Annotated in this window: 9 protein-coding genes; 2 read left to right on the top strand and 7 right to left on the bottom strand. The window is 63.5% G+C overall.

Annotation, left to right across the window (positions count from 1 at the left end):
• Positions 1–85 precede the first annotated feature (85 nt).
• The gene (typA, locus tag ACFMBG_RS13220; protein ID WP_421055162.1) at positions 86–1,906 is read left to right on the top strand and encodes a translational GTPase TypA; all 1,821 of its coding nucleotides are present in this window, start codon (positions 86–88) and stop codon (positions 1,904–1,906) included.
• 39 nt (positions 1,907–1,945) lie between these two features.
• Here typA and ACFMBG_RS13215 read toward each other — a convergent pair whose 3' ends face one another.
• From ACFMBG_RS13215 to recA, 4 genes are all read right to left on the bottom strand, one after another.
• Complete coding sequence (locus ACFMBG_RS13215) at positions 1,946–2,428, bottom strand: MOSC domain-containing protein (protein ID WP_421055161.1); 483 nt, start codon at positions 2,426–2,428, stop codon at positions 1,946–1,948.
• Positions 2,428–2,715 (bottom strand): DUF1330 domain-containing protein, encoded by a 288-nt coding sequence (locus ACFMBG_RS13210; protein WP_174147010.1) that lies wholly within the window; start codon positions 2,713–2,715, stop codon positions 2,428–2,430. Before ACFMBG_RS13210 ends, ACFMBG_RS13215 begins: the two co-directional genes overlap by 1 nt.
• A 79-nt stretch (positions 2,716–2,794) precedes the next feature.
• Positions 2,795–5,446 (bottom strand): alanine--tRNA ligase, encoded by a 2,652-nt coding sequence (gene alaS / locus ACFMBG_RS13205; RefSeq protein ID WP_421055160.1) that lies wholly within the window; start codon positions 5,444–5,446, stop codon positions 2,795–2,797.
• 157 nt (positions 5,447–5,603) lie between these two features.
• A complete protein-coding gene (recA, locus tag ACFMBG_RS13200) occupies positions 5,604–6,671 on the bottom strand; it encodes a recombinase RecA (protein WP_421055159.1) in 1,068 nt (355 codons plus the stop codon).
• A gap of 192 nt (positions 6,672–6,863) precedes the next feature.
• Between recA and ACFMBG_RS13195 the strand changes: the two genes are divergently transcribed.
• Entirely contained in the window at positions 6,864–7,463 is a 600-nt protein-coding gene (locus ACFMBG_RS13195; protein WP_421055158.1) for a gamma-glutamyl kinase, read from the top strand.
• Between the two features lie 53 nt (positions 7,464–7,516).
• Here ACFMBG_RS13195 and ACFMBG_RS13190 read toward each other — a convergent pair whose 3' ends face one another.
• From ACFMBG_RS13190 to guaB, 3 genes are all read right to left on the bottom strand, one after another.
• Positions 7,517–9,832, bottom strand: coding sequence for a hybrid sensor histidine kinase/response regulator (locus tag ACFMBG_RS13190; RefSeq protein WP_421055157.1), 2,316 nt, complete (start codon positions 9,830–9,832; stop codon positions 7,517–7,519).
• A gap of 96 nt (positions 9,833–9,928) precedes the next feature.
• Complete coding sequence (locus ACFMBG_RS13185; RefSeq protein WP_421055156.1) at positions 9,929–11,101, bottom strand: RsmB/NOP family class I SAM-dependent RNA methyltransferase; 1,173 nt, start codon at positions 11,099–11,101, stop codon at positions 9,929–9,931.
• A gap of 36 nt (positions 11,102–11,137) precedes the next feature.
• Positions 11,138–12,586, bottom strand: a complete 1,449-nt coding sequence (gene guaB, locus ACFMBG_RS13180) for an IMP dehydrogenase (protein ID WP_421055155.1) — start codon at positions 12,584–12,586, stop codon at positions 11,138–11,140.
• Between the last annotated feature and the right edge of the window lie 66 nt (positions 12,587–12,652).

The following is a 12,652-nucleotide window of genomic DNA, read 5'->3' as shown; positions in this document are numbered from 1 at the left end:
TGAAGGGCCCCGCGGCGGTTTTTCTCTGGCCTTTGAACCGGGATCGGGCTATGCGCGGCCCAACTTCCTTACAAAGGCGAACGTCATGGACTTGCGCAACATTGCGATCATTGCTCACGTTGACCACGGCAAAACCACTCTGGTCGACGAGCTGCTGAAACAATCCGGCGCCTTCCGCGAAAATCAGGCTGTGGCGGAACGCGCCATGGACAGCAACGATCTTGAGCGCGAACGCGGCATCACCATTTTTGCCAAACCGACCTCGGTCGAGTGGAACGGCACCCGTATCAACATCGTCGACACCCCCGGCCACGCCGATTTCGGCGGCGAGGTCGAGCGGATCCTGTCGATGGTGGACGGCGTGGTGCTGCTGGTGGACGCCGCCGAAGGCCCGATGCCGCAGACCAAATTCGTGACCTCCAAGGCGCTGGCCCTGGGCCTGCGTCCGATCGTGGTGCTGAACAAGGTCGACAAACCCGACGCCGAGCCCGACCGCGCGCTGGACGAATGCTTTGACCTGTTTGCCTCGCTGGACGCGACCGAAGACCAGCTGGACTTCCCGCATATGTACGCTTCCGGCCGCTCCGGCTGGGCCGATGCCGAGCTGGACGGCCCGCGCAAGGACCTGCACGCGCTGTTCAACCTGATCGTGAACCACGTGCCGGAACCCAAGCAGATCAAGCGCCAGGACGAAGATTTCCGGATGCTGGCCACTACCTTGGGCAGCGACCCGTTCGTGGGCCGCCTCCTGACCGGCCGCGTCGAATCCGGCAAGCTGAAGGTCGGCGCCACCGTGCAGGCGATCTCCCGCATCGGCCAGAAGATCGAGCAGTTCCGCGTCACCAGGATCCAGGCCTTCCGCGGCTTGGCCCAGCAGGACATCGAAGAAGCCCAGGCGGGCGACATCGTCTCCATCGCCGGCATGTCCAAGGCCACCGTGGCCGACACCATCTGCGCGCTGGCCGTGGATGAACCGCTGGACGCCCAGCCGATCGACCCGCCGACCATCACCGTCACCTTCGGCATCAACGACAGCCCGCTGGCCGGCCGCGACGGCAAGAAGGTGCAATCCCGCGTCATCCGCGACCGCCTGATGAAAGAGGCCGAAAGCAACGTCGCCATCAAGATCAAGGATACCCCCGGCGGTGAGGCCTTCGAGGTATCCGGCCGTGGCGAACTGCAGATGGGTGTTCTGATCGAGAACATGCGCCGCGAAGGCTTCGAGCTGTCGATCTCGCGCCCGCAGGTGATCATGAAGGAAGTCGACGGCGTCAAAATGGAGCCGATCGAAGAAGCCACCATCGACGTGGATGACGAATACTCCGGCGCGGTGATCGAGAAGCTGACCGGTGCCCGCAAGGGTGAGCTGGTCGAGATGAAGCCCGCAGGTGCAGGCAAGACCCGTATCATCGCCCATGTCCCCTCTCGCGGCCTGATCGGCTACCACGGTGAGTTCCTGACCGACACCCGCGGGACCGGCGTGCTGAACCGCGTGTTCCACGGCTGGGCGCCGCACAAGGGCGCAATCCCGGGGCGCCGTGCCGGCGTGCTGATCTCGATGGAGAACGGCCAGTCGGTGGCTTACGCGCTGTGGAATCTGGAAGAGCGCGGCAAGATGATGATCGGCGCTCAGGCCGACATCTACACCGGCATGATCATCGGCGAGCATTCACGCGACAACGACCTGGAAGTGAACCCGCTGAAGGGCAAGAAGCTCACCAACGTGCGCGCCTCCGGCACAGACGACGCGGTCCGCCTGACCACGCCGATGACGCTGTCGCTGGAAGAGGCCATCGCCTATATCAACGATGACGAGCTGGTCGAGGTGACCCCGAACAACGTGCGCCTGCGCAAGCGCTACCTGGATCCGCATGAGCGCAAGCGGATGTCCAAGGCCAGCGCCTGATAGACGAGAAACGGCGGCAGAGAAATCTGCCGCCGCTTTTCATTCCGTTTGTGCCAGAACCGTAACGCTGTCGCCCAAGGCCACCTTGCCCGGCTGCAGCACCTCGGCATACCAGCCGCCATGCCCGCGCATCGCATTGTAGCCGCCGTGGCCCAGCACTTCCTCCATCCGCGAACATGGCGGACACGGGCCAGTGACATGAAGCACCGCACTGCCGATCTGCAGCCTCGCCTTGCGCAAGGCGGCAAGGTTGATCCCTGAAATGACAAGATTGCGCCGCAGCTGGTCCGGTTGCACAGCCTGCAATCCCGCAAGCGCAGCGATGACAGGCAAATGTTCGGCCTGGATCAATGTAACCGCGCGTTTGCCTGCCTTGGCGTGGTCTCCGGCGAGACCATCGGACGTCAGTTCGACGCTGTCAGCCGCCTGAACCTCTTCCCGCCGGCCAGGGCGCAAACCAACCCACGCCACCCGGCCCGGGGCCGCGTGGCGTTTCAGCATTTCCGCAAAAGCGGTGACCATTACTCGGAGGTTTCCACCACCATCAGCTCACGCTCGGAGGCACCGCGCGCGTGGTCCAGCGCTTCCTGGTATTCCGGGCTGTGATAGCAGTCGACCGCGGCTTCTACGCTCGGGAACCTGGCGACCACATTGCGCGGACGCTCCTTGCCTTCCAGTTGCACGAACCGGCCGCCGCGGGCGATGAACTCCCCTCCGTGCTTGGCGATGGCCGGGCCTGCCAGTTCGGCATACTTACCGTAGGCATCGGCGTCGGTGACGGTCACATGTGCAATCCAGAGCGCGGGCATCGGAGCCTCCCAAGTTTATGATCTTCCCGGCAGCTTAGGCAGTTTGCCGGAAAGACCAAGTGTTTTTTTGACCAAATGGTCAGCCTGCCAGAACGGCCTCTGCGGCCTTGATCGCCTCCTCGGCGCCGGAGAAGTCCTTGCCGCCGCCCTGGGCCATGTCCGGTCGGCCGCCGCCGCCCTTGCCGCCCACGGCAGGAACTGCTGCTTTCAGCACATCCACGGCAGAGATATCGCCGGTCAGATCATCGGTCACGCCAGCGGCCACGGCCACCTTGCCGTCCTCCTCGGCGATCAGCAGGATCACACCAGAGCCGATGTTCTGCTTGTGCTTGTCGATGAGGCCGCGCAGGTCCTTGCCGGACACGCCCTGCAGCGCCTGCGCCAGGAATTTCTTGCCGTTGATTTCCTTGGCCTCGGCGCCGCCGCCGGAACCGCCGCCCATCGCGACCTGCTGCTTGAGATTGGAGATCTCATTCTGCAGCGCCTTGCGCTCATCCATCATCGCCTTGAGACGGTCCATGACATCCGCAGGCTGCGCCTTCAGCGCCGCCGCGATATCCGCCATACGGCCCGCTTCCCGCTCCAGATGCTCAACCGCCGCCGCACCGGTCAATGCCTCGATCCGGCGCACGCCGGCAGAGGACGCGCTGTCGCCCAGGATCACAAAAGTGCCGATGTCGCCAGTCTGCTTCACATGGGTACCACCGCACAGTTCGATCGAGTAGGTATCGCCGTCATGGCCCTTGCCGGTCGGAGCGCGCCCCATGGAGACAACGCGCACTTCCTCACCGTATTTCTCGCCGAACAGGGCCTGGGCGCCCAGTTCGCGCGCATCATCCGGAGTCATGATCCGGGTCGACACAGGCGTGTTCTGGCGGATGAAATCATTGACCTCGGCACCGACCTTCTTCAGTTCGTCAGCACTCATCGCCTTATTGTGGCTGAAGTCGAAGCGAAGGCGGTCAGCGGCGTTCAGCGAGCCCTTCTGCGCCACATGCTCACCCAGCGCGTTGCGCAGGGCTTCGTGCAGCAGGTGGGTTGCCGAGTGGTTGGCCCGGATCTTGCTGCGGCGGTCATGATCCACTTCCATCGCCGCGCCCTGGCCGACGGCAATCTTGCCCTCGGTGACTTCGGCGATGTGCAGGAACAGGCCTTCAACCTTCTTGGTGTCGATGATGCGGGCTGCGCCGCCTTCGACGGTCAGCACGCCGGTGTCACCAACCTGACCGCCGCTTTCACCATAGAACGGGGTCTGGTTCAGGATGATCTGAACCGTGTCGCCCTTGGCCGCAGATTGCAGCTGCGCGCCGTCCTTGACGATGGCCACAATCTGGCCCTCGGCCTTCTCGGTTTCGTAGCCCAGGAAGTCAGTGGTGCCTGCAGCGTCGACAATGTCGAAATAGACCTTCACGTCCGCCGCTTCACCCAAACCGATACCGCCGGCACGGGACTGCTCCTTCTGCGCCTTCATGGCGGCGTCGAAGCCGTCGGTGTCGACCTCGATCTCCTTGGCGCGCAGGGCATCCTGGGTCAGGTCGAGGGGGAAGCCATAGGTGTCATACAGCTTGAACGCGGTCTCACCCGGCAGCACGTCACCCTTGCCCAGACCGGCAGAGGCTTCGTCCAGCAGTTTAAGGCCGCGGTCCAGGGTCTTGAGGAAACGGGTTTCTTCCTGCTCAAAGGTCTCCTCGATCAGCGCCTGGCCCTGGCCGAGTTCCGGATAGGCCGCGCCCATCTTCTGAACCAGCGCGGGCACCAGCTTGTGCATGACCGGATCGGTGGCGCCCAGCAGCGAGGCATGGCGCATCGCGCGGCGCATGATCCGGCGCAGAACGTAGCCGCGGCCTTCGTTCGAGGGCAGCACGCCCTCGGCAATCAGGAAGGAGCAGGAGCGCAGGTGATCGGCGATCACCCGGTGATGCACGTTCTGATCGCCGAACGGGTCGGTGTTCGTCACATTCGCGGAAGCTTCGATCAGCGCTTTGAACAGATCGGTTTCGTAGTTGTCATGGGTGCCCTGCAGCAGCGCCGCAATCCGCTCCAGCCCCATGCCGGTGTCGATGGACTGCATGTCCAGATCGACCATGGTGCCGTCCGCGAACTTCTCGTTTTGCATGAAGACGAGGTTCCAGATCTCGATAAACCGGTCGCCGTCTTCCTCCGGCGAGCCCGGAGGGCCGCCCCAGATGTGGTCGCCGTGGTCATAGAAAATCTCGGTGCAGGGCCCGCAGGGGCCGGTATCACCCATCTGCCAGAAGTTGTCAGAGGTGGCGATCCGGATGATCCGGTCTTCCGGCACGCCCATCTTCTTCCAGATTTCAAAGGCTTCGTCGTCGGTGTGATAGACCGTGGTGTAAAGCCGGTCCTTCGAAATATCGAATTCCTTGGTGATCAGCTCCCAGGCAAAGGGGATCGCCTCTTCCTTGAAGTAATCGCCAAAGGAGAAGTTTCCGAGCATCTCGAAAAACGTGTGGTGGCGCGCGGTGTAGCCGACATTGTCGAGGTCGTTATGCTTGCCGCCGGCGCGGACGCATTTCTGCGAGGTGGTCGCGCGTTTGTAGTCGCGGGTCTCCACGCCGGTGAAACAGTTCTTGAACTGCACCATGCCCGAGTTGGTGAACATCAGGGTGGGGTCATTGCGCGGCACCAGCGGGCTGGATTCGACGACCTCATGCCCCTGTTTGGCAAAGTAGTTCAGAAAGGTTGAGCGGATATCGTTGAGCGTCGGCATATGCGGGATCTCTTGCGGGCTTAAAACAAGCGTTCCGGGCAGGTTTACCGCCCTGCCGGGGCACTGTCCACAGCGGGAAGCGGCGCTTGGCGACGAAAAAGGGCGCAGCCTGCGCCACGCCCTCCTGTTCTTGTGATTTGATCAGATTATCCGGCGTTTAAGCCTCAAGGATATCGTCCGCATCATCCAGGTCCGGGCGTTCGAATTCCAGCCCGTGCGCGGCGCGGATCTTGTCCTCAATGTCATAGGCGATGGAGGGGTTTTCCCGAAGGAAGACCTTGGCGTTCTCGCGCCCCTGCCCGATCCGCTCATCCCCGTAGGAGAACCAGGCGCCGGACTTGTTGACGACACCGGCCGCCACGCCCAGATCCAGAAGCTCACCCATCTTGGAGATGCCTTCGCCATACATGATGTCGAATTCCACCTGCTTGAACGGCGGCGCCACCTTGTTCTTGACGACCTTGACCCGGGTGGAGTTGCCGACCACCTCGTCCCGGTCCTTGATCGAGCCGATACGGCGGATGTCCAGGCGGACGGAGGAATAGAATTTCAGCGCGTTGCCGCCGGTGGTGGTTTCGGGGCTGCCGAACATCACGCCGATCTTCATGCGGATCTGGTTGATGAAGATCACCATGCACTTGGAGCGGCTGATGGAGCCGGTCAGCTTGCGCATTGCCTGGCTCATCAGACGGGCCTGCACGCCGACGCTGCTGTCACCCATGTCGCCCTCGAGTTCGGACTTGGGCGTCAGCGCCGCCACCGAGTCGACGATCACCATGTTGACCGCGCCAGAGCGCACCAGCGTGTCGGTGATTTCCAGCGCCTGTTCGCCGGTGTCGGGCTGCGAGATCAGCAGTTCATCCAGATCGACACCCAGCTTGGCCGCATACTGCGGGTCCAGCGCGTGCTCCGCGTCGACAAAGGCGCAGACGCCGCCCTTTTTCTGCTGTTCTGCAATGCAATGCAGGGTCAGCGTGGTCTTGCCCGAGCTTTCCGGGCCGTAGATTTCAATGATCCGTCCCATCGGCAGGCCGCCGATCCCCAGCGCGATGTCCAGGCCCAGAGAGCCGGTGGAGCTCGCCTCGATCTCCTGCATGGCATTGCCATCGCCGAGCTTCATGATGGAGCCCTTGCCGAACTGCCGCTCAATCTGGGCAAGCGCGCTGTCCAGCGCCTTTTGCTTGTCACCGCTTACTTTATTTTTCATGGTCAAAAGATCCGCCATAGTCCCTTGTCCCTTTCTATCTGTCACACACCGGGGCGTGCGGCAATCACTGCTTTGTTCACCTCTTGTTCCTTATGAGATCAAACAGGGAACATTGCAAGGTAAAACTGATGTACCCAGATCAAGGGCGGGATGTTAAAGAGTGGTTTATGGTTAAGGCCGCGCAAGAATTTTTACCGGGCAGTTAACGGAATGATGATATTTTTCAAGGAACGGCTGGCGCTTCTGTCCGTTCCCAAGACCGGCACCACCGCGTTTCAGGCCGCATTGCGCAACCGGGCGGACCTGGTGATCTCCGACCCGCCGGAGCTGAAGCACGCACCGCTCTACCGCTACAACCGGTGGATCCGGCCGATGTTCGAAAAGGTCTGCGGCGCCGAACTGGAGATTGCAGCGGTGATGCGGGAGCCAGTCAGCTGGCTCGGCAGCTGGTACCGCTACCGGCAGCGGCCCGCGCTGGACGGCAAGCCGAACTCGACCAAGGATGTCAGTTTCGAAGACTTCCTGCATGGCTATTGCAAGGGCAAGCCGCCCGCCTTTGCCAATGTCGGCAGCCAGGCAAAGTTCCTGGAAGCGCAACCGAACGGCTGCAAGGTCAGCCATCTGTTCCGCTACGAGGACCAGGATGCGCTGAAAACGTTTCTGGAACAGCGCCTGGACACGGAACTGCTCTTGGAGCGCAAGAACGTGAGCCCGGCGGCGGACCTGCCGCTGAGCCCGGAGGCCAAGGCCCGCCTGCGGCGCAAACGGGCGGCGGAGTTCGAGCTTTACGAGTCGATCCCGGTCCGCTGACACAGAAAAGCCGCCGGGTCCGGCGGCTTTTTCCTTGCGCAGTTCTTCAGGCGTCAATGCAACTGGGCGTGCACCGTCTCGGTCAGCTGGTTCAGCGAGAAAGGCTTGGGCAGGAACACCGAGTTCGGCACCTCCGGATCCGCCTCGCCAAAGGCGCCTTCGGCGTAGCCGGACACAAAGACCACACGGGTATCCGGCCGTTCCTTCAGAGCTTCACGCACCCAGCTGGGGCCATCCATGCCGGGCATCACCACGTCGGTGACAAAGACATCCACCGTCAGGCCCGGATCTTCCAGAGTGCGCAGCGCATCTTCGGCTGATTCCGCCTCCAGGACTGTGTAGCCGCGCATCCGCAGCGCGCGGGAGGCAAAGGCCCGCACAGGCGCCTCATCCTCGACCAGCAGAACCACACCCTCGCCATGTTGATTGGCTGCGGTCTTGTCCTCAGCCTCGGCGGTCTTCTCCGCGGCCAGCGCGTCGGCCTGCTGCTTGAAGACCGGGAAGAACAGCGTGAACTGGGTGCCGTGACCCTTGACCGAGTCGACAAAGATATAGCCGCCGGTCTGTTTGATGATGCCATAGGCCGTGGACAGGCCCAGGCCGGTGCCCTCGCCCGTGCGCTTGGTGGTGTAGAAAGGTTCGAACACCTTCTGCAGCTTGTCCGGCGCAATCCCGACGCCTTCGTCGGAGACCTTCACCGTCACCCAATCGCCGGCAGGCACGGTGGCCCGGTCCCGCTCCAGCGGCTTGTCCAGAGAGAGGACTTCGGTCTCGACGCGGATTTCGCCGCCCTGCGGCATCGCATCGCGCGCGTTCACCACCAGGTTCATCAGCACCTGCTCCAGCTGCCGCTTGTCGGCGCGGATTGATTTCATCACCGGGTCGTGGCTGAGAGTCAGGGTGACCTTCTCGCCCACCAGGCGGTTGAGCAGGTGGGTCAGATCCGACAGCGTGTCACGCACGTCCAGGATCTCTGGCTGCAGCGTCTGCTTGCGCGAGAACGCCAGCAGCTGGCTGACCAGCGAGGCCGCCCGGTTGGCATTCTCATGGATCTGGATCAGATCGCCATAATCCTGATCGCCCTGATCGTGCCGCAGCAGCAGCAGGTCGCAATGGCCGGAAATCGCCGTCAGCAGGTTGTTGAAGTCATGCGCAACCCCGCCCGCCAGCTGACCGATCGCCTGCATCTTCTGGCTTTGCACAAATTGCGCCTCCAGCGTCTTCAGTTCAGTCGCGTCGTTCAGAACCGCGATCAGCACCGGGGTGCCCTCCTCGACCACGCGGGTCAGGGTGACCTGGACAAAGACCTCCTTGTCCGAGCGCGACAGGCGCAGGAACTCGGATTTGTTGGGGGCCAGCCCGTCTGCGGTGTCGCGCAGCCAGTCGGACATCGGGCGGCCAAGACCTTCCATCAGCTGACCGAGTTTCAGGTTGGCGCAGCTTTCCACGCCCAGCAGGCGCAGGGCCATCCGGTTGGTGGTCAGGATCTCACCGGTGGGCGCAACCTTGAGGAAGGGCACCGGCAAGGCCTCCAGCCCGGCCTGCGCCGCGTCGAGCCCGCTTTCGTCCACTTCCATCAGGAACAGCTCGCTGCGGCCCTGGTTGCGGTTGTTTTCCCTGACCAGAACCTGCACAGGGCCGTTCTTGGTGCTGAGCGTGTTGATCCGCCCCGGCAAAACCGGCAGCGCGGTAAACAGGCGATCAGTGGACTTCACCCTTTCGCCAATCAGGCTGCGGGCGGCCTCGTTCATGAACAGAACCGCACCGGTGCGGCCCACGGTGATCATCGGTACCGGCATCGACTCTGCCCCGCGGCCATTTCCGCCGCGGTCCAGAATATCCTCAACCCGCCACAGGAAGCTGCCGCCATTCATCTGGTGCACGGCCAGCCGCACGTGGCCGCGCCGGGTCACGATATCCTCGCGCGCGGCGCCATCGACGCGAGCGCGGCACTGCAGCCGGTACAGAACAGCGGAGGGGTTCGCCAGGATCGAGCGCAAAGTGCCCGCCAGCGTGTCACGGCTGGCGTCCTGGAACCGCTTTACCGCGGCGCCGTTGCAGGCATGGATTACCCCGTCATCGTCGGTGACAAAGCTGGGTGTTGCATCTTTTTCGATGAAACCGGTCAGCAGTTCCGCCGCCATTGCCCGCGCGTTCAGCCGCATCCGGGTCTGCGCCACCATCAGCACCGCCACCGCCGTCAGCGTCAGCCCCACCATGATGAACCCGCGGCTCATCCAGTCGGGCATCGGAAACAGCCAGGGTCCGAACATCAGCATCAAGGCCAGCAGCAGCGTCGCGGCCAGCCTGGCGTGTTCAGGCGCATAAACGCGCAGTTCCGGAACGGAAGTCTCTTGGCGACCGGACATTACGGCTCCATGGTCAGTGCTTGGTGACGCCATAACGCGGCGGTTTAGGTTAAAACCACGTTAATGATAACTGAAGGTTTCCCGGCCGCGACCCTATCAACCGGCCTTTGCGCGCGTCAACACGGCAACATAGAAACCATCGGTGCCATCCTGGACCTGCCAGCTCTGCTCCGCTGCCAGGGACCACTCCGGATACTCTTGAATAAAGCTCTGAACTTGCGCCGAGTTCTCGCCCTGCAGCATGGAACATGTCGCATAGGCCAAAGTGCCCCCAGGGGCTGTCAGCACCGCGGCTCTGCGCAATATTTCCGACTGGGTCTGCCGCAATGCATTCAGCGCGCCGCGGGTCAGACGCCACTTCCCTTCCGGTGCCCGCCGCCAGGATCCAGAGCCGGAACAAGGCACATCACACAGCACAAGGTCAAAGGGCCCCGACTGGTCGGCATTCGCGGGGGAAAGAAGTGTCACTCGGGCGCCTGCCCGCGCGGCGCGCTCCGGCAGGTCTTTCATCCGCTTGGGATCGGCGTCATGGGCGTGCAGGCGGATCCGGGCGCGGGCCGCCATCGCGAGACTCTTGCCGCCGCCTCCGGCGCAATAATCGAGGACGGACATGCCATCTTGCAGCGGCAGCTGTTCTACCACCGCCTGGCTGGCCGCGTCCTGCAGCTCAACAAGACCGTCCAGATAGGCCTTGGCATTGCGCAGCTTGCGTGCACCATCAGTAACTTCCAGCGCGGTTGAAGCCGCGGGGTGCGGCTGGGTGGCTATCCCCTCGGCGGCCAGAGCGTCCTGTGCCTGCTGCAATGTGCCCCGGCCCGCGTTCACCCGCAGATGCACTGGTGCGCGGCTGCGCAAGGCCTGCGCGGCGGTTTCGGCATTCTGTCCTAGACTGTCACTGAACTCGGGCCACAGCCAATCGGGAATATCCAGCGCCTCGGCCCCTTCTGGCGGCGGCAGAACCTGGCGTTCCGCCTCGCTCAGCGGCGCGGGGGCATGGCCCTGACCGGTAAAGACTTCGTCCGGGTCCTGCCCGGCTTCCCGCAAGGCACCCAGGATCAGCCCCCGCCCGCTGCGGGCGCCGCCCAGAGCCGCGTGCGAGCGCAGGCAGCGCACCGCGTCGAACACATGATCTCGCACGGCGGCGCGGTCCTTGGAGCCGGCAAAGCGGCTGCGGCGTCCCCAGGAGGTCAGCGCCTTTTCCGCCGGTTCCCCGTCCAATATCTGGTCGAGGATTTCAATGGCCGCCTGCAGGCGGGCGGCGGGGGTCATGCCCCTGCCCCAATTTCACACGCGGCCATCATCAGCTTATCCCACCCGGTAGTTCGGCGCTTCGCGGGTGATCTGCACATCGTGCACGTGGCTTTCCTTGAGCCCGGCGCCGGTGATGCGGACAAAGTTGCAGTTCTTGCGCATCTCATCGACGGTGGCGCAGCCGGTGTAGCCCATTGCTGCGCGCAGGCCGCCGACCAGCTGGTGGATCACTGCGGATGCACCGCCCTTGTACGGCACCTGGCCCTCGATCCCTTCCGGCACCAGCTTGTCGCTGGCGGCATCCTTCTGGAAGTAGCGGTCGGCAGAGCCGCGCGCCATCGCGCCCATCGAGCCCATGCCGCGGTAGGATTTGTACGAGCGGCCCTGGTACAGGATAACTTCGCCCGGGGATTCATCAGTGCCCGCGATCATCGAACCGACCATCGCGCAGGAGGCGCCGGCCGCAATGGCTTTGGCGAAGTCACCCGAGAACTTGATGCCGCCATCGGCGATCACCGGAGTGTCGCCTGCGGCGCTTGCGCAATCCATGATCGCGGTCAGCTGCGGCACGCCCACGCCTGCCACCATGCGGGTGGTGCAGATCGAGCCCGGGCCGATGCCGACCTTGACCGCATCCGCGCCCGCGTCGATCAGGGCACGGGTGGCTTCGCCGGTGGCCACGTTGCCGGCAATCACCTGAACCTTGCTGGACAGCGCCTTGACCCGCTTCACCGCCTCGATCACGCCGGCGGAATGACCATGCGCCGTGTCGACCACGACGATATCAACGCCCGCGTCGATCAGCGCCTCGGAGCGGGCAAAGCCGCTGTCGCCAACGGAGCTGGCAGCCGCCACGCGCAGGCGGCCCAATTCATCCTTGCAGGCGGTGGGGTTCAGAACCGCCTGCTCGGTGTCCTTGAGGGTCAAAAGGCCGGTCAGCTTGCCGTTCTTGTCGGTGACCAGCAGCTTTTCGATCCGGCGCGCCTTCATCAGCGACTTGGCCTCTTCCAGATCGGCGGGCTCCTGCAGCATCGCAAGGTTGTCAGAGGTCATCATGACCGACACCGGGGTGCTGTCATCGGAGGCAAAGCGCATGTCGCGGTTGGTGACGATACCGACAACGCGGCCGGAGCCGTCCACCACCGGGAAACCAGTCACCCGGTAGCGCTCCTGCAGCGCCTTGGCGTCGGCCAGCGTCTGCTCTGCGGTCAGGGTGATGGGGTTGTACACGATGCCGGAGACGAAGCGTTTCACCCGGCGCACTTCGCGGGCCTGTTCTTCGACGTTCAGGTTCTTGTGGATCACCCCGATGCCGCCGGCCTGCGCCATGGCAATCGCCATGCGGGACTCGGTCACGGTGTCCATCGCCGAGCTGAGCAGCGGGATGTTAAGCGACACCGACCGGGTCACCCGGGTGCGGGTATCGGCGGTGTTCGGCAGCACGCTGGACGCGCCCGGCACCAAAAGAACGTCATCAAAGGTGAGAGCCTCACGAATCTGCATTTGTCATCCCCATGCATAACCCCGTTTGGCGGTGACCCTATGGCACAGAACCGGCCGGGGGAAAAG

The organism is Leisingera coralii, from assembly GCF_049056525.1.
GTDB classification, from domain to species: Bacteria; Pseudomonadota; Alphaproteobacteria; order Rhodobacterales; family Rhodobacteraceae; genus Leisingera; species Leisingera coralii.
The sequence above is the reverse complement of the archived record's forward strand: the minus strand, read 5'-3'. Positions and strand labels throughout refer to the sequence as shown.

Excerpts from the sequence above, each read along its gene's own strand:
- alaS (WP_421055160.1), bottom strand. The coding sequence starts at position 5,446 with ATGCCGACGCTCAACGATATCCGCTCAACCTTTCTGAACTACTTTGCC.
- typA (WP_421055162.1), top strand. The coding sequence starts at position 86 with ATGGACTTGCGCAACATTGCGATCATTGCTCACGTTGACCACGGCAAA.
- ACFMBG_RS13210 (WP_174147010.1), bottom strand. The coding sequence starts at position 2,715 with ATGCCCGCGCTCTGGATTGCACATGTGACCGTCACCGACGCCGATGCC.
- recA (WP_421055159.1), bottom strand. The coding sequence starts at position 6,671 with ATGGCGGATCTTTTGACCATGAAAAATAAAGTAAGCGGTGACAAGCAA.
- ACFMBG_RS13190 (WP_421055157.1), bottom strand. The coding sequence starts at position 9,832 with ATGTCCGGTCGCCAAGAGACTTCCGTTCCGGAACTGCGCGTTTATGCG.
- ACFMBG_RS13195 (WP_421055158.1), top strand. The coding sequence starts at position 6,864 with ATGATGATATTTTTCAAGGAACGGCTGGCGCTTCTGTCCGTTCCCAAG.
- guaB (WP_421055155.1), bottom strand. The coding sequence starts at position 12,586 with ATGCAGATTCGTGAGGCTCTCACCTTTGATGACGTTCTTTTGGTGCCG.
- ACFMBG_RS13185 (WP_421055156.1), bottom strand. The coding sequence starts at position 11,101 with ATGACCCCCGCCGCCCGCCTGCAGGCGGCCATTGAAATCCTCGACCAG.
- ACFMBG_RS13215 (WP_421055161.1), bottom strand. The coding sequence starts at position 2,428 with ATGGTCACCGCTTTTGCGGAAATGCTGAAACGCCACGCGGCCCCGGGC.